The organism is Sinomonas susongensis (genome assembly GCF_005877005.1).
Lineage (GTDB): Bacteria > Actinomycetota > Actinomycetes > Actinomycetales > Micrococcaceae > Sinomonas > Sinomonas susongensis.
The window spans coordinates 88,159-104,504 of sequence record NZ_SSNH01000004.1; the positions used below are offsets into that span (position 1 = coordinate 88,159).

At 64.9% G+C, this 16,346-nt stretch carries 20 protein-coding genes; 14 read left to right on the plus strand and 6 right to left on the minus strand.

Annotated elements, in window-relative coordinates; translation table 11 throughout:
* The first annotated feature begins 126 nt into the window (after positions 1 to 126).
* Entirely contained in the window at positions 127 to 1,005 is an 879-nt protein-coding gene (locus E6A21_RS06975) for a hypothetical protein (protein ID WP_138443428.1), read from the plus strand.
* On the opposite strand, the gene E6A21_RS06980 is transcribed toward E6A21_RS06975, so the two are convergent.
* Positions 1,002 to 1,253, minus strand: a complete 252-nt coding sequence (locus E6A21_RS06980; protein WP_138443429.1) for a hypothetical protein — start codon at positions 1,251 to 1,253, stop codon at positions 1,002 to 1,004. The two genes, E6A21_RS06975 and E6A21_RS06980, sit on opposite strands and share 4 nt — an antisense overlap.
* A 78-nt stretch (positions 1,254 to 1,331) precedes the next feature.
* Positions 1,332 to 1,880, minus strand: coding sequence for a hypothetical protein (locus tag E6A21_RS17790; RefSeq protein ID WP_171041302.1), 549 nt, complete (start codon positions 1,878 to 1,880; stop codon positions 1,332 to 1,334).
* Between the two features lie 197 nt (positions 1,881 to 2,077).
* Between E6A21_RS17790 and E6A21_RS06990 the strand changes: the two genes are divergently transcribed.
* From E6A21_RS06990 to E6A21_RS07030, 9 genes are all read left to right on the plus strand, one after another.
* The gene (locus tag E6A21_RS06990) at positions 2,078 to 2,449 is read left to right on the plus strand and encodes a hypothetical protein (RefSeq protein WP_138443431.1); all 372 of its coding nucleotides are present in this window, start codon (positions 2,078 to 2,080) and stop codon (positions 2,447 to 2,449) included.
* Between the two features lie 215 nt (positions 2,450 to 2,664).
* Complete coding sequence (locus tag E6A21_RS06995) at positions 2,665 to 3,768, plus strand: hypothetical protein (protein ID WP_138443432.1); 1,104 nt, start codon at positions 2,665 to 2,667, stop codon at positions 3,766 to 3,768.
* A gap of 166 nt (positions 3,769 to 3,934) precedes the next feature.
* The gene (locus E6A21_RS07000; RefSeq protein WP_138443433.1) at positions 3,935 to 4,456 is read left to right on the plus strand and encodes a hypothetical protein; all 522 of its coding nucleotides are present in this window, start codon (positions 3,935 to 3,937) and stop codon (positions 4,454 to 4,456) included.
* 66 nt (positions 4,457 to 4,522) lie between these two features.
* Complete coding sequence (locus E6A21_RS07005) at positions 4,523 to 4,918, plus strand: hypothetical protein (protein WP_171041303.1); 396 nt, start codon at positions 4,523 to 4,525, stop codon at positions 4,916 to 4,918.
* Between the two features lie 195 nt (positions 4,919 to 5,113).
* Positions 5,114 to 5,869, plus strand: a complete 756-nt coding sequence (locus tag E6A21_RS07010; RefSeq protein WP_138443435.1) for an NINE protein — start codon at positions 5,114 to 5,116, stop codon at positions 5,867 to 5,869.
* Positions 5,870 to 6,143: 274 nt separating this feature from the next.
* Positions 6,144 to 6,482, plus strand: a complete 339-nt coding sequence (locus E6A21_RS07015; protein ID WP_138443436.1) for a hypothetical protein — start codon at positions 6,144 to 6,146, stop codon at positions 6,480 to 6,482.
* A 258-nt stretch (positions 6,483 to 6,740) separates the two neighbouring features.
* A complete protein-coding gene (locus E6A21_RS07020; protein WP_138443437.1) occupies positions 6,741 to 6,926 on the plus strand; it encodes a hypothetical protein in 186 nt (61 codons plus the stop codon).
* Positions 6,923 to 7,159 (plus strand): hypothetical protein, encoded by a 237-nt coding sequence (locus E6A21_RS07025; RefSeq protein WP_138443438.1) that lies wholly within the window; start codon positions 6,923 to 6,925, stop codon positions 7,157 to 7,159. Before E6A21_RS07020 ends, E6A21_RS07025 begins: the two co-directional genes overlap by 4 nt.
* A gap of 160 nt (positions 7,160 to 7,319) precedes the next feature.
* Positions 7,320 to 8,135 (plus strand): Rv1352/Rv1906c domain-containing protein, encoded by an 816-nt coding sequence (locus tag E6A21_RS07030; protein WP_138443439.1) that lies wholly within the window; start codon positions 7,320 to 7,322, stop codon positions 8,133 to 8,135.
* 116 nt (positions 8,136 to 8,251) lie between these two features.
* Here the strand turns inward: E6A21_RS07030 and E6A21_RS07035 are convergent, their stop codons facing one another.
* Together E6A21_RS07035 and E6A21_RS07040 are read right to left on the minus strand one after the other, a co-directional pair.
* On the minus strand, positions 8,252 to 9,208 hold the full coding sequence (locus E6A21_RS07035) for a PDDEXK family nuclease (RefSeq protein WP_138443440.1): 957 nt from the start codon (positions 9,206 to 9,208) through the stop codon (positions 8,252 to 8,254).
* 396 nt (positions 9,209 to 9,604) lie between these two features.
* Positions 9,605 to 9,823 (minus strand): hypothetical protein, encoded by a 219-nt coding sequence (locus E6A21_RS07040; RefSeq protein WP_138443441.1) that lies wholly within the window; start codon positions 9,821 to 9,823, stop codon positions 9,605 to 9,607.
* A gap of 234 nt (positions 9,824 to 10,057) precedes the next feature.
* On the opposite strand from E6A21_RS07040, the gene E6A21_RS07045 reads away from it, so the two are divergent.
* From E6A21_RS07045 to E6A21_RS07060, 4 genes are all read left to right on the plus strand, one after another.
* The gene (locus E6A21_RS07045; protein ID WP_138443442.1) at positions 10,058 to 11,620 is read left to right on the plus strand and encodes a YifB family Mg chelatase-like AAA ATPase; all 1,563 of its coding nucleotides are present in this window, start codon (positions 10,058 to 10,060) and stop codon (positions 11,618 to 11,620) included.
* Positions 11,617 to 12,864 (plus strand): DNA-processing protein DprA, encoded by a 1,248-nt coding sequence (gene dprA, locus E6A21_RS07050; protein ID WP_138443443.1) that lies wholly within the window; start codon positions 11,617 to 11,619, stop codon positions 12,862 to 12,864. Before E6A21_RS07045 ends, dprA begins: the two co-directional genes overlap by 4 nt.
* Positions 12,865 to 13,000: 136 nt before the next feature.
* Complete coding sequence (locus E6A21_RS07055) at positions 13,001 to 13,927, plus strand: tyrosine recombinase XerC (protein WP_138443444.1); 927 nt, start codon at positions 13,001 to 13,003, stop codon at positions 13,925 to 13,927.
* A gap of 227 nt (positions 13,928 to 14,154) precedes the next feature.
* A complete protein-coding gene (locus tag E6A21_RS07060; protein WP_138443445.1) occupies positions 14,155 to 14,658 on the plus strand; it encodes a DUF3145 domain-containing protein in 504 nt (167 codons plus the stop codon).
* Between the two features lie 88 nt (positions 14,659 to 14,746).
* On the opposite strand, the gene fabF is transcribed toward E6A21_RS07060, so the two are convergent.
* Positions 14,747 to 15,982 (minus strand): beta-ketoacyl-ACP synthase II, encoded by a 1,236-nt coding sequence (fabF, locus tag E6A21_RS07065; RefSeq protein WP_138443446.1) that lies wholly within the window; start codon positions 15,980 to 15,982, stop codon positions 14,747 to 14,749.
* Positions 15,983 to 16,088: 106 nt separating this feature from the next.
* A complete protein-coding gene (locus tag E6A21_RS07070; protein WP_138443447.1) occupies positions 16,089 to 16,334 on the minus strand; it encodes an acyl carrier protein in 246 nt (81 codons plus the stop codon).
* Positions 16,335 to 16,346 lie beyond the last annotated feature (12 nt).

Sequence of the window (16,346 nt, forward strand, 5' to 3'; positions counted from 1 at the left end):
CGTGCGTCATCGTTTCACAGAGACGATCAGGCGCTGGCATGGTTACGCTTCCTGGCCTCCGCGACCGTCATGGCGTTGGGCTTGGTATCGGCGGAAGTCGCGGACACATTTGAGAGACTGAACGGCATGAGTGAAGCGTGGCGCCCGTTCGGAGTCGAAGACGATGCCGCGGAGGAATACGAGGCGTTGGTCGACGGCGTTCCCGACTGGATGTTCACGTCGTTCTGGTCGTGGGTCTTCAGCGCTTTTCAGTATGCGGTGAATCCTGAGATGCCATACGAGATGGAACAAGACGTCGCGTTCGACCGCGTGCGCCTGATGCGGTTCGAGCGCAAGTGTCGCGTGATGGTGGGCTTCATCAACACCTCCACTGTCTCCTCCGCTCTCGATAGCATGCAGCGGGCGATTCAGCGCCGGAATCTCGAGCTTGTCCTCGCTGACTTCATCATTTCTGAGGATTACCCGTCACGTGCTGAGTCACTGGAGACGATCCTGCAGGAGGCCGGCTCGGTGTGGAAGGTCGGCGCGCGGGCCGGTAAGCCGGCCCTCGTCCGCCGGGTACCGGAAGCTGTTCAAGACGCGGCCGACCGGACAATCGCATCGTCGCGACATGCCGGCAAGCGCCTCGCTGAAGCCTGGTCGGCTACGTTCGGCATGCGCCCTGACCCGTCCCAGGCCTACGCTCTCGCGGTCAAGGCGGTGGAAGACGCCGCGATTCCGGTAGTCTGCCCGACGGCCCGCAATGCCACGCTTGGCAAGGTCATCATCCAGATGCGCGACCAGAGGAATTGGTCCCTCCCGATGCAGCGGGACGACCCCGAAGTGACAAGCGGCGCAGCCCTCCTCGGCATGATGAAAATGCTATGGGCGGGGCATGCGGATCGTCACGGCGGACACGAAGCACAGCGGCTCGACATCACTCACGAGGAAGCTGAAGCCGCCGTCATGGCCGCCGTCACCCTCGTGCAGTGGTTCACTTCAGGAGCGGTAACCAGGCGCTCCTAGCGCGGCCCGCTCGGCGCGATGACACGCCGCGAGACGTGCTTGGCTTCGGTCCAGAGGTTCCGTGCTCCCACGAAGTACTCCTTGGGCCACTTGATCTGGATGAGCACGTGCTCTCGAGTCCAGGCGAGGGCGAAGCCCGGCATCGTGGTGGGGGATAACGACGAGTCCACCACGCTCACTTCGACCCACACCGGAAGCGCCTTCTGCGGCCGGTAGACGGAAGCCTGGCCGATCGCATCCTCGGGCACTTCCGCCGGCTCAGGGGCAGGTGGCCCTACTTCGTTGAGCCCTCCCACCATGCCTCAAGGATCGCACATATGTTCGAATCACATGCCGCAGGAAGCGGCAGCGTCTGAGGAGAGGCCGAGCTTGACACGGACGGCTTGGGCCTTGGCAGCTCCGCCGGAGTCCTTCCACCCGTTCCATGCCGTGGTGAGCCCTTGCTGGTCGACCTGGCTCGCCAGTGCGTTCGCGCTCGCGATGTCGGTGTAGAGGTCGTTTACGAACGCATCAACGTCGCCTTTGATGAGTGATGGCCAGGCAAGAGGCGGATTGGCGAGTGCCCTCGCAGCCGTGGCGAGACCATCACGATAGGCGCCGGCTGCGGACTTCTCTGCCTGCACGTTCAGTGGGTTGGCTGTGAACGCTGCGTTCAGCGGCATGATGAGCCGGTTAGCCGGGCAGATGCTATCGAGGAAGTACTTGCCTGCCGCCTGGGTGCTCAGTGCCGTCGGTGTGGGAGTTGGGGTGGGGGTCGGCGAAGGCGACGATGCGACGGGCGCTGTTGGGGTCGAGGCAGACTCTGGATGCGGCGAGCCGCAACCGGCCACAGCGATCAGACATGCCATAGACATGACGAGACCAAGCTTCTTCACTTGTATTCCCCCATTTTGGAGCGATTGGACCTGTCCAACCATATCCCGACGTCCAGGCAAGGATCAGGCGCGCGAATCGCTGTTGATCCGCCCCAGTAGTCGCCCGGAAATCGAGTACCGCCCAAGTGGTGCACCGCTGTCTCGGGCGTGCGAGCGTAGGACAACCAAATCCAGTATCGGCCATGGGGAGTATCGGAATGGAAACTGAAGCTGTCCTGACGTTCACCTCGCACATCGAAGGCAAGAACGCGAAGGTACACGTCTACCGTGACCGGATCGAGTGGGGAAAGAACCGGCATGTCATCAACCGGGCAGCGGGTCAGGCCGGCCGCGCTGTCCTCGCTGGGAGCACGTTTGGTCTCTCGCTTTTGGGGGGCGGCGTCAGCAAAGTAGCCTCCCCGGACATGATCCCGATGCGGCAGATAACCGGCGTGACGACGAAGCGGGACGGCCTGATCAACTCCAAGGTCTGCGTGATCACGAGCGGCGACACCATCGAGTTCCGCGTCTCCCACGGCGATGCTGCGAATATCAAGAACGTCATCTCGCAGCTCATGCTGGCGGTCTGAGCGACTGGACGCGACACACGTTCACTCCGGGACGTCGACGCCGTACTTCCACGCCAGGCCGCGGATGTCCTGGGGTCGATTACCAGATGAAGATCTTGGATCGGAGTTCAACTACGTCCCGCTGTCTTTCGCTCCTCGTGTGACAATGACCCCAGACGGCACGCCTGACGCGACCGGCTGGGGTCTATTCGTTGTTCTGTGCCGATGGAGTTCAGATGTCCCGCTTTTCGCCGCGATCGCTCATCGCACCGCTCGCACTCCTGGCACTGACGACCACTTCTCTGACGGGATGCTCGCCGTCATCGACGACGACAGCATCAAGCTCACCGACGCAGAATGCGGCCGACAACAGCGTCGGCGGCTGGGTCGGCACCGCCCAAGGCGCGGCAATGTTCCTTCAGTGGACGCGCAACGGCAACAGCGTCACGGGCAGCCTGGTCGAGACGAACGTTCAGTCGAGCGACAACACCAAGACGCAGAACTACAACGACTCGTTTACAGGGACGATCTCGGGCAGCAGCGCGACCCTCACCTTCAGCGGCCTGCTGGGCGCATCTTCCAACCTCTCGGCTTCCCTTCAGGGAGGCAACATCATCATGTCCTTCCCCCAGAGCAACGGCACGATCGACACGGTCACAATGACGCCGGGCACCGTCGCCCAGTACAACAAGGACGTCTCGAGCCTCGACGGGCAGGCGCAGGCCAATGCGCAGGCGTCCGCCAGTGCAGCCGCCGCGGCGGCTCAGGCAAGCGCGAGTGCGGCGGCAGAGGAGGCGTTCCAGCAGCGGGTGAACAGCGAGCAGCAACAGGCGAGCAGCGATCTCGCCTCGCTCCAGCACGACGACGACTTCACGCCTGGGCTGAAGACGATGGAGGGTGATCTCACGCAGACCGATGCGGACCTTCAGCGCACGCAGACCGATGCCGCCAAGGGTGGCGGGGACCAATGCCTCAACGCCAGCACGACGGTGTACAACGACGCGGCAACCACGGTCTACAACGACGTGCAGACCAACCTCTACAACCATTCACTCAATCTTGAGAATCAGGCCCAGACGGTCCGTCAGGAGATCTCCAGTCTCCAGAGCGACCTCCAGGCGCTTGAGAACGAGGGGGCGACCGGCCCCTCAGAAGCGCCGAGCGAAATTAGTGGGGCGAACGCGGCGATTGCCGGCGCGGTAGCAGCGGCCAACCAACACATTGACCAGGGCAACGCTTACGTGGCAACGGCCTACCAGGTGGCCAATAGCGTTGCCACCGGGTCATGTGCTGGGATGGGGCCGGGCAACCCGCCCGAGCCGGTGAAGCACATCAGCTGACCGGGTTCGTAACGCGTCTTTTACGTGTCCAAGCTGTGATACGTTCGCTCTACTTATTCCGTTCGCAGTCGCACCCACTGTTCAACGAGTATTGAAGCCGCAAGGCTCTCTTTGCTATGCCATGACCTCTTTTGGATGCGACCGTGCATTCATAAGGGGGACTCCTATGAAGAGGCTTATTTGCGGTGCCGTCGCCGGCACCGCGCTTTTCGCCCTGACGGCGTGCGGCGGCACTTCGCAGGCCTCTGCTCCGGCATCCAGTGCGAGCGCCTCGCCGTCACCGACGCCAACGCCGACCGCAAGCACGTCGACGACGACCCAGGTCGCCTCAGCGATCTACAGCGCCCGTCAGTCGTTTATGAAGGCTGCCTCCGACTGGGACAGCAACGAGTGCTCAATGGTGCTCCCGACGGGGCAGACGGGGATCACGCCCGGTCTCTGTGTCGCTGACCTCTCGATCATGAACTCGTCGGGGCAGACGATCGTCCTTCAGCTCGACGGGGTGAAGCCTTGGCCCTCGGAACTCTCTGACCTGGCAACCAGCACGCGCTCATATGTGAACCAGGCCGCGGGCCTCGCCAACACGACGGACTACTCGTCGACCAACATGCAGACCTTCGACACGGCGCGGCTCTTCGCCTTCAACAAGCTTCAGTCATGGGCGCCGTACATGGGGAGCGGGAGCTAGAAGCAGCGGCTCAACCTGAATGCCGGCCATCTCTTGGCTGTTATCACAACATGATGGGGAAAGCACTTGAAGAAAATCGCAATGGCCACCCTCTGCGTGGCCGCTCTCTCGCTTACCGGATGCGCACCGTCCACCTTCGCGGCGAAGGGGACCATTACGGTGACCGGCAGCGTGACCAACTACCAAACGGACAATGATCCGCAGTGCCACGGTTATAACGGGTTCGACGACATGCAGCACGGCGCCCAAGTCACCATCTCCGCCGATGGAAAGACGGTCGCTGTGGGGAGCTTGGACCAAGGCGTGTCAGGCGATGGGAACACCAGCTGCACGTTCAGTTTCTCCATCGCGGATGAGCCGGGCGGCAGCAAGTTCTACAGCGTCGAGGTCACCCATCGAGGCGCGATGCAGTACTCCGAAGACCAGCTGAAGAGTGGGGTCGGCCTGTCGCTGGGCTCATGACGAACGGTACGTGACCTAAGGGGATTGGATCAGGGCGACGAGCGGTGTTGCAACTCGCTTGCCCAATCCTTGGACATGTACGCCAAAGGGACGACCTATGCCATAACATCAGCGTGACGTCCGCGGCGGTCCGCCCCGACGGAGGGGCGCTTGAAGCAGTCCGAGTGCCGATAAACCTGCCTTGAAGGGGGAGCCATGGGCTACACCGAGCACCGGATTCTTCACACGAACAAAAAGCAGCTGAAGGTCCAGAAGCAGATCGCTGCCAACACTGCGGCCCAGGTGCAGATCCAGCGCCAGCAGCAGCGTCAGCAGCTCGAGATCCAAAAGCAGCAGCTCGAGATCCAGCGCCAACAGATGCTGATTTCTGAACGTCACCGTCTCGATTCACTTGCGGCTACTCATGTCGCTGAAGGCACGATGACGCGTCCCCAAGCTGACGAGTTCGTCGAGCTTGAGATGGTGAACTTTGCGGTGCCACCAGCGCAGCCCAGGCTCAGGGTTAGGCCGGCAGGGATACTTTCTGCGGGAGGGAATGACAGGGAAAGCCTCAAGATGAATCTGGCCGGCTGGTATAAGGACGATGCCATCGCCCGGTATTGGGACGGGGCGCGGTGGACACTCCAGACCATGCCGCTAGAGCAGGCGAAAGCGCTCGTTCGTCGAGAGTGGGAGGCCGCTGGAGATGCGGCCGCAGCGAGCGGCGCCCCGCTGAAGTCCCGCAAGGTGGCTGGGCTCCTTGCGATCTTCCTGGGCTGTTTCGGCATTCACCGCATGTATCTCGGGAGTGGAGCCCTCGGCTTTCTTCTCCTGCTCTTCTGCCTCTTGACGAGCTTCTTCCTCTTCGGAGTCCCGTCCCTGATCATTGGGATCGTCGACGGGGTCAAGATCCTTCGGGGTGTGAACCCAGAATTCCAGCGGGATTCTCGAGGGCTTCCTCTACGCGCCTAAGTCGGCGAGATGCTCGGTCATGTATGCGAGGGAGATACGAATTGAAGCAGAAGCTGATCTCCGCGACGATCGCCGGCGTGACGGTCCTGGCCCTCACCGGATGCGTCGGTTCAACCCAAGCGGCGCCGGCGACAGTTACCGTGACCGCGACTCCTCCTCCGGCCCTCTCTCAACCGCCTGCGCCAGCAACGCCTTCAGCCGTGGTCAACGCTGCTCCCGCTCCATCTGCCGTCGCCACGGCGCCGGAGCAGCCGAAGCCGGCGTACACACGCCTATGACCTTGAAGCTGGCGTACAACGAGACGATCATCGAATGCGTCAGCGACCCGAGTGACAAGGGAAAGGTGTTCAACCTCCTGGACGGTGACACCGAGATTGAGACCGTCATGAATCAGAATGAGGATCTTTACGGGGTGACCAACGCGATAAGTCCGTCCCAGCTTGGCTGTCTGTTCAAATACCTCGGGATTTCCTTGCAAGTAGCCAGCAACATCCTTCATTGCCAGCCTGGTGCCGCGACACAGACCACCACTGAAGGAAACCTTGATTACGCGTGGAAGTGCACCAGCAGAGAGCTTGGCTTAGTCGTCAAGGTTAACAATCCCGGAACCTAGCGAGCGCCTCCGCGGCCTACTAACAGAACGACCCCTGGCGGATTATCGCTGGGGGTCGTTCTGCGTGGGTTGCTTAGCATCCCCTGCCACAGGACGTTGCCTCTTTCTTATCGCATAATCTACCTTCGGTTTCAAGGCCCGCCGCTTTTCTGCCAGCGTGGGCTCGAAATGGCGTGTGTTCGTTTCAGGTACGGCATGGTGTTTGTTTAGCAGGTCTGAGAGGTTTATATGGCCTCATAATCGCACGAATGCGTCTAAATGTATCTCCCCGCCTATAGCGTCGACTACATCCTCCAAGCGATCGTCGATCGGTCCTCCCTCGAGCCAGCTGGCATCCTGCGGATGCTGGCTGACCACATCATCGAGGGGGAGAGCTTCGCAGACGCCGCTTGCCGCTTGGCAATTGACCTGATCAAGAGCGGCGTAATCGAGGGCGCGGCGTGATCGACGCTGCCACCTTGCGTAAGGGTCTCGCCCAAGGGATCAGCAACGCCGAGCGCACAAAGCTCGACGACAGCCGGCCGATGGTCGCGGGCTGCGCTCATCCGCTCCAGACCTATCGCCAAACCGTTGTCCCAACGAACGCCCGGTTCAAAGGCGCCGGTGCTCACTTCATCGTGAAGGCTTGTGTCACTTGCCGGACGAAGCGCGCCGTCGACTACGTGGTGGAGCGCTGACGGATAGCTCCCACCACCGATCTTCGACATATCTGCGAATACTTGTCTTTCACATGTCAAATTGAAAGGATGACGCTTGCCGCAAGCGGGACCTGACGTCGTCGAAAACATGGGGGTGCCGGCCGGCGTATCTGCTTCATACGAGTAGGGGGTCCCTGACATGACCGAACTGAGCGAAGAACGCCCCGCCGAGGCTGAGAGTACGCCGGAAGCGCCGAGCACACCGGTTGTCGAACAGCCTGTCGTCGACACCGGACAGACCGAGCCCGTCCCTGTGGAGCCAAGCCAAGAGCCGCCAGCAGGTGATGAGCCATCGGTCACAGACGCTCCCATCGTGGATGGCGCGTCGAGCACCGCGCCGTGGCCCCCGATGCCACCACAGCCTCCAGTCGCCACGCGCAAGCGGCCCGGCAAGCTGCGCAGTGTCCCTCGCCGGGCCTGGATCACCGTAGGCGCTCTCTTCGTCGCGGGCGGTGTGATCGGCGCCCTTATCGGAGTTGCTGCCCAGCCTGACCCGACGACGAGCAAGGCGTACGTCGCGCTCCAGAGTGCTGCCGCGAGCCAGAGCTCCCAGATTGTCGATCAGAATGGGACGATCCAGAACCTTCGCTCTCAGGTCGACTCCAATTCTTCACAGGCTGCTGCTCTTTCGGCTGCACAGGCGTCGGTCGCTGCCCAGGCATCAGCGGTGGCGTCTGAGCAGGCGGCTGTACAGTCCGCACAGGCTGTGGTCGTTCAGAACCAGATCCCCGCAGGTGAATACGTTGTTGGTAAGGACGTGAAGGCCGGGACGTATCGCAGCAACGGTCCTGATGGCAGCAATGGTGCCGGCTGCTTCTACGAGTGGCGAGCGGGAACTGATGCCAACGCCTCGATCATCGACAACAACATCTCTCAGGGAGCCGCGACGGCGACACTGACCGACGGTCAAGTGTTCCGTACCGATGGTTGCCAGCCATGGAACAAGGTCGGCTGATGCCAAGGTAACGCCAAAAGGTGAGGCCCACAGTGACGAAAAAGGCTGTGGGCCTCATTCATGTCTAGAGTGCGGAACTTCGGGCTTCACCCGTTTGATGCCTGGGGTATGTGCGCTCAGCCGTTGCCGTCTGGGAGATCGAGTGGCTCGCTCGCCCGCTCGGCCTCAGCCCGATATGCATTGGCCACGTTCGTCGCGAAGGCGATCAGGTCGTTGACGGTCGCGTCGGAAATCCAGCCAGGCCCAGTCCTAGCCGACTTGCTGTCCAGACGGAAGATCGCATTCGCCTGAGTGCGGAATGATTCTGTCGTCAACGCCGGAATGGCAATGCCGCTGTTGCTGCCGGCGTACGAGCGGAACGGGATGACGACGTGGCCATCCGGGTACAGCGCGATCACTGAGCGCTGCCTTATGCCGCCCGTTGCTGGTCCGCGAGCAGCCAGTGTCACGTGGCGACCGTCCCCGTAGAACCAGACCGCGTGGCCGAACGACCGCCATCTGCTGATGACCTGCTCGACCGCCTGCCTCAAGGAAGCGTCGGTGAATCGAGACCAGAACTCGTCGACGCCGCCACCGCCTTCGGTGCGCTTGACTGCCCCCACGCTTGCGGTGAAGCTGTTCGGGCGCACGACTGTGTCGAAAAGCGGCGCCCAGAGGCTGTCGCCGATCCGGACGGCCCGCGCCTCGAGCAGCCACACTTTGATGCCCTTATCCGGATCAAGTTCCGCCAGATCGTTCAAGTACTCGGCCACGGCGCGGAACTCGTCCCGGTGCTCCTCGGCAATGACCACCAGGCCGCGGGCGCGCGGGGGAGCGACTGCATATGCGAGACCGCGGGTCAGATGGTCGTGGTCAGCGCGGCCATACTGGTTCTCGATCACGAACGACGTGCCGTCCTCGCCTTCGGCGACAATGTCGATTCGGCGTCCACCGGTCGTCGGTACCTCTGTCTTGCCGATCTCGACGAGATCCACCCCGATAGCGGCGCCAATCTCGTCGAGACGCTCGGCCAGTAGCGGAGTGAAGTCAGATGCCTCGCCTCTCCACGCCTCGGTGAGGCGCCCGAACTCCACTCTCCCCATTGAAGTCACGAGCGAATCGTAGCGCTTCGAGCTAACACATGGCGCTCCTTATTCGGATCTCAGAGTTCGGAGCTGCCCCGCCACTGTTCGGGCTTCACACGCTTGATGCTCGATGCCCGCGCCCAGCCGACGTGGTAGACGGCCGCGGCGTCGACCACTCGATCAGGCCGTAGAACTTGGTCCAGGCGTAGGCCTTCCCTCAATGCTGCCGACCTAGACGAGGGGCTTGCCGTACTTCGGGAACTCCTGGAGCGATGATGCGTCGCCGATCGGCCGGGTCTCCTCGGCGCGCATCCTGGCCATCATGCGCTCGAACTCGTCCGGGCTCCCGCTCTTGGTCGCACGTCAAGATTAGAACATGTGTTCGAACGGGATCGATGGTTGGTGCTACACGAAGAAGCCGCGCTGGACAGCAGAGATCATGAACGAAGTAGCACCGATGGCTATCATCACGACCCACGCGACCCCCTGGCCTAGCAGCCGGCGGTTGGCTGAACGTAGTGCATGCAAGATTATCCAGCCGAAGACGGAGACATCTGCGACGTAAATGAGGATGACGAGCACAGCGCGGAGGAAGCTCGGCATGCTATCGACGGCGTACGGCATTTGCCCTCCACCGTGAGCGCTTCGGCGTGTTCCCCACATGGTCTCCGTTCCGGGGCCAGCTGATCGCTCCAGTGGGGAAGCTTGCCCTATGAGGTCGAAGGACAGAATCGGACTGTGCGGTGACGGGCTGGTCGAGAACTATTTGAAGATGAGCCAGGCCGCTTTCTTCGCTCGCGACTCCGTGACGGGGCCGGAGGCGGTTTCGCCGTTGGTGGAGCATCTGCGGGGTGTCGCGTGAGCGGGGTGGGGCGTGCGCTGGGGATCGGGCTGGTGGGGCTGAACGGGTTCGTGGTGGAGGTCGAGTCGGACATCGGGCAGACGCTTCCGGCGTTCGTGCTGCTCGGCCTTCCGGATTCGGCGTTGAACGAGGCGAAGGAGCGGGTGAGGTCCGCGGCGCAGAACTCGGGCCTTCCGTTGAGCCGGCGCAAGATCACGGTCAACCTCATCCCGGCGTCGCTGCCGAAGCGGGGTACCGGGTTCGATCTGGCGATCACTGTCTCCGCGCTGGCCGCTGCGGGGGATATCCGTCCTCCTGCGGATACGGTCTTCGTCGCCGAGCTCGGCCTGGACGGACGGCTGAGGCCCGTCCAGGGGGTCCTGCCGGCGGTGATGGCGGCGGTCCGGGCGGGCTACCCGGATGTGGTCGTTGCGTCGGCGAACGAGGCGGAGGCGCGGCTCGTGCCGGGGGCGCGGGTGCGTGCGTATGGGAGCCTTGGGGCCCTCGCGCTCGACCTCGGTGCGGACCCGCTGAGCGTGGTCGTTCCGGAGGGGTCCGGGCGCGGTGCTCCGGCGGCTCCGGCGGGGGAGGGCGAGGTCGGTGGCGGGTCTGGCCGGGTGGGTCCGGACCTGCGTGATGTGGCGGGTCAGCAGGAGGCGCGGGCCGCGCTCGAGGTGGCGGCGGCCGGAGGGCATCACATCCTGATGCTGGGGCCTCCGGGTGCTGGCAAGACGATGCTGGCCGAGCGGCTTCCGGGGATCCTTCCGGATCTGGATGACGAGGCGGCGATGGAGGTCACGGCAATCCACTCGCTCTCGAGCCGGCCGAGTGCGACGCGCGAGCTCGTCCGCCGGCCGCCCTTCGAGAGCCCCCACCACACGGCGAGCCCGGCAGCGATCGTCGGCGGAGGGGCGGGGATCGCGCGTCCCGGGGCGGCTTCGCGCGCGCACCGCGGCGTCCTCTTCCTCGACGAGGCCCCCGAGTTTCATCGGAACGTTCTCGATTCCCTGCGCCAGCCTCTCGAGAGCGGCGTGGTCAGCATCGACCGGGCGGCCGGGACGGCGGCATATCCGGCCCGGTTCCTGCTCGTGCTCGCGGCCAATCCTTGCCCCTGCGGCCAAGGCTCTGGCAAGGGCCTTCTGTGCACCTGCCCGCCCCAGGCGAAGCGACGGTACCTCGCACGGCTCTCCGGCCCGCTCCTCGACCGGGTGGACATCCAGCTCGGCGTACGGCACGTTTCTGCCGTCGATCTGGGAAGCAGCACCCCCGGGGAGGCCTCTCAGGCCATCGCCGCCCGGGTCCTGCGCGCGAGGGAGCGCCAAGCCGAACGGTTGCGCCCCTTCGGCTACTCGACAAACGCGGAGGCGCCCGGACGGCTCCTGCGGGGTCCGCTGAGGCTCCCGTCCACATCGACGGCCATCTTGGATCGCGCCCTTGAGACGCACACCCTCACGGCCCGGGGCTACGACCGCGTCCTCCGGCTCGCGTGGTCCATCGCGGACCTGGCCGGCAGTGCGCGGCCGACCGCCGACAACGTCGGGGAAGCGCTGCTCCTTCGCACGGCGGAGGAGGCCCGATGAGCGGCGAACCACAATCACGCGGCTGCGGCCTCGGGATTCCCACAGGGGGCGAGGCGCTCGCAGAGATCAGGGCGGCGAGAGCAGCTCTGACGCGGCTCATCGAGCCCGGAGACGCGACAGCTGCCCTGCTGGTGGGAGCGTTGGGGCCCGTCGAGGGACTCCAAGTGGCGACTGGAAAGCGCTCCGTCGATCCCGCCATCGAGGGGCACGTCAGGAGCCTCCTGCTGGGCTCCGGGGCCAAGGCGTGGGAGGGCTTCTCGGCGGCGGTGGAACGGTGGAAGGGCCGGGTACCTGATCTTGCACCCCACCGCGACCTCGAGACGATTGCCCGGTTTGGCGGCCGGTTCGTCATTCCGGAGGATCCCGAGTGGCCAGACGGGTTTGAGGATCTGGGGGAGCAGGCTCCCCATGGCTTGTGGGTGCGCGGGGAAGAACGCCTGCCAGCGCAGCGTTCGGCGGTCGCCGTCGTGGGGTCGCGCAATGCAACGAACTATGGGCTGAGTGTCTGCGGAGAGCTGGCCAAGGGGCTGGTCGACCGCGGTGTGACCGTCGTGAGTGGCGGAGCCTACGGAATCGACGCCCAAGCACATCGTGCGGCACTTGTGACCGACGGGACCGTCCTCCCGACCGTGGCCGTCATGGCGGGAGGACTCGACCGCTACTACCCTTCGGGCAACGAGGAACTCCTTCGTGAGGTGGCCCGTCGCGGACTGCTCGTCTCGGAGCTGCCGCCCGGAGGAGCGCCCACACGGCACCGCTTTCTTCGGCGGAACCGGCTCATCGCCGCGCTTGCGGCGGTGACGGTCGTTGTCGAGGCCCAGTGGCGATCCGGAGCCAGGAGCACCGCGCACCATGCAGCAGACATCGGGCGGACAGTGGCCGCCGTTCCGGGCTCTGTCTACAGCGCAAGCTCGGCCGGCTGTCATCGGCTTCTCCGGGACGGCGTGGCCGTCTGCGTCACCGACGTCCAAGAGGTCTACGAACTGCTCGCGCCCGTGGGCGACGGACTCGCAGCCGAGCGGGAAGGCCGCACCGCCATTCACGACGGCTTGGCAGTCGAAGACCTGCTCCTCCTCGATGCGCTGCCGGTACGGAAAGGAGCTGGGATAGACAGTCTGACGGCGGTCGCGGGCCTCAGCACGGCCCAAGTCAGGGCCGGACTCGGACGGCTTCAGCTCATGGGCCTGTGCCAACAGACTGCCGGAGGGTGGCGCAGGACGGACCAGAGCCCTGGGAAGAGATAAGGCGGTGAGAAGACATAGGGGCCAAGAAGCGATGGCGGCGCGAGTAGGAATGCGCCGTGAGAAGCGATAGGCGATCGTGACCGAGCGGGAAGAGTGTCGGCTTGTTGTCGGCGGGGGCAACGGCCAGAGTGGGTAGGTGACCGAAGAGACGCCGCTTCCCGCGGGCCTGCGCGAACCCCTCGAAGGGTTCCTGAGGCAAATCGCGCTGGGACGAGGCCGCTCCCAACACACGGTTCGCGCGTACGAGGGCGATCTCCTCTCGATGCTCCGATCAGCCCAGCAGGACGGGGCACAGGATCTCTCCGACCTCGACCTCGCGCGCCTCCGGAGGTGGCTCGGGCGGCAGAGCGAAGCGGGGCTCGCGAGGTCGACACTTGCGCGGCGGACTGCGGCTGTCAGGTCCTTCATGGCGTGGGCGGTCCGTGAGGGCCGTCTCGACGTCGACCCCTCCCTTCGGCTTGCTTCGCCGAAGCGCCATCCGAGCCTCCCCGGCGTCCTGCACCAGGAACAGACGAGGCGTCTGCTCGATGGCCTGTCGAAGGCGGCGGGCGAGGGGGATCCGGTCGCCGTCCGCGACTGGGCGCTTGCCGAGCTCCTGTACGCGACAGGGATCCGCGTCTCAGAGCTCGTCGGGCTCGACATCGACGACGCGGACCTCCACTCGCGAACCCTGCGCGTGCTGGGCAAGGGCAACAAGCAGCGAACCGTGCCGTTCGGAGTCCCGGCCGCTGACGCCGTCGTCCGCTGGCTCGGTGCGCGGTCCGCGCTCGTGACAGGGAGCAGCGGGTCCGCGCTCTTCCTCGGCCGTCGCGGTGGGCGCCTCGGCCAGCGGCAGGCCCGGGAGACGATCGACGCCGCGCTCAAGTCCCTCGGGGATACCGCTGCGAGCGGCCCGCACGCCCTGCGTCACACGGCGGCCACCCATCTCCTCGACGGCGGCGCGGACCTCCGGTCGGTCCAGGAGCTGCTCGGGCACTCGAGTCTCGCGACCACGCAGCTCTACACCCACGTCTCAGTGGAGAGGCTCCGCTCGAGCTACCTCCAGGCGCACCCGAGGGCCTGAGACGTCACGCAGAAGCGTTTCGCGCGCAACACGCCGCAACGACATCCACGTGCTGGCAGTTCTGCCGCCTGTCGTGCAGAATGGCCGTTGTCGGGTTTCTCCGCTCAAGGGGCGAGCATCATGCATCCTTGGGACGGCGGCCCGCCAACAACTGAAACAACCACAGGTTCACACGCTCCGTGCTGACGGTCGTAGGGGAAGACGTACCGACAGCGATGGAGGATGGAATGTCTGCAGTGATGACCCGTGGTCTGCTGTTCGTGCACTCGGCACCGAGTGCGCTATGCCCGCATGTGGAGTGGGCGATCGGCTCCGTCGTTGAAAAGCGCACGGATCTTGAGTGGAGCCCTCAGCCGGCCGCGCCCGGAATGTTCCGCGCCGAACTCTCGTGGGTCGGGGCGCCCGGCACGGGCGCTCAGCTCGCGTCGTCCCTCAGGGGATGGGCGCATCTGCGCTACGAGGTCACCGAGGAGCCAAGCCCCGGTGTCGACGGCGCGCGCTGGTCGCATACCCCAGAGCTCGGAATCTTCCACGCGACGACGGACGTCCACGGCAACATCATGGTGACCGAGGACCGCATCCGCTATGCGTACGAGGCCGGTGCCGGCGACCCCGCGGTCGTCTTCCAGGAGCTTTCGCTCGCCCTGGGGGAGGCGTGGGACGAGGAGCTCGAACCGTTCCGGCACGCCGCCGAAGGCGCCCCGGTGAGGTGGCTCCACCAAGTCGGCTGAGCTGGTTCAGCACCGACCTTCATCGCAAGCGAAGAGGGCCCGCATCATGCGGGCCCTCTTCGCTGTCTCCGCCGAGTTCTCGGCGGGGTCAGTGGCTGCGGACGACGAGGACGGCGTTGTGGCCGCCGAAGCCGAAGGAATTGCTGAGTGCAACGATGTCGCCCTGCGGGAGGTCACGCGCGTCCGTCACGACATCGAGCGGGATCTCCGGGTCCTGGTGGTCCAGGTTGATCGTCGCCGGGGCCTTGCGCTCGTGGACGGCGAGGACCGTGAGCACAGCCTCGACGGCGCCGGATGCGCCGAGGAGATGACCCATCTGGGACTTCGTCGCGGAGACCGCGACGTTCTCGACGTGGTCGCCCAGCGCCGCCTTGAGGGCCGTGTACTCGGGCTTGTCGCCGACCGGTGTCGAGGTCGCGTGCGCGTTGACGTGCACGATGTCCTCGGGCTGGACGCGGGCGTCGAACATGGCGGCCTTGAGCGCGCGCGTCGCGCCGAGTCCCTCGGGATCCGGGGCCGTGATGTGGTAGGCGTCAGCCGTCACAGAGGTGCCTGCCAGCTCTGCGTAGATGCGGGCGCCGCGGGCGAGGGCGTGCTCCTCGGCCTCGAGGACGAGAGCACCTGCGCCTTCGCCCATCACGAAGCCGTCGCGGTCGATGTCATAGGGCCGTGACGCGTGCTCGGGGTCGTCGTTCCGCTTCGAGAGGGCCTGCATGGACGCAAACGCCGCGAGCGGCATGGGGTGGATCGCAGCCTCGGCACCGCCGACCATGACGACGTCGGCCTTCCCCGAGCGGATGAGCTCCTGGCCCACCGCCACGGCCTCGGTGCCGGAAGCACAAGCTGAGACGGGCGTGTGCGCGCCGGCGCGGGCCCCGAGGTCGAGGCTCACGGCAGCAGCGACGCCGTTCGGCATGAGCATAGGAACGGTCATGGGCAGGACCCGGCGAGGGCCCTTCTCCCTCAGAGTGTCCCAGCCGTTGAGGAGCGTCCAGACACCGCCGATGCCGGTCGCGAAGGCCACGGCGAGGCGATCGTGGTCGATCTCCTCGATGCCCGAGTCCTTCCAGGCTTCACGGGCCGCGATGACGCCGTACTGTGTCGAGGGGTCCATGCGCTTCATCTCTACCCGTCCGAGCACGTCCTCCGCAGGCACGGAGAGCTTCGCGGCGATCTTCACGGGGAGGTCGTACTTCTCCACCCAGTCGTCGGTCAGCTGACGGACGCCCGAGACGCCCTTGACGACGTTCTGCCAGAGGGTGGGAACGTCCCCGCCGATCGGGGTGGTGGCGCCGAGGCCGGTGACGACAACTTTGCGGGCCATGCTGCACTCTTTCGGTTCGGTGGGCCGCCGCTGCGGGAGCTGCGAGGGCTGGCAGGTGGAGCAGACGGCCGGCACCGAGGAGGTGCCGACCGTCAGCGGAGAGAGATCAGGCCTGGGCCTTCGAGATGAAGTCGACAGCGTCGCCCACGGTCGAGAGGTTCTTGACCTCCTCGTCCGGGATGCGGACGCCGAACTTCTCCTCGGCGTTCACGACGATGGTCATCATGGAGATCGAGTCGATGTCGAGGTCGTCCGTGAAGGACTTGTCCGGCTGGACCGCCTCGGGGGCCAGGCCCGTCTCCTCGTTGATGATCTCGGCCAGGCCGGCGAGGATCTCTTCGTTGCTAGCCATTTCGGCTCCTTC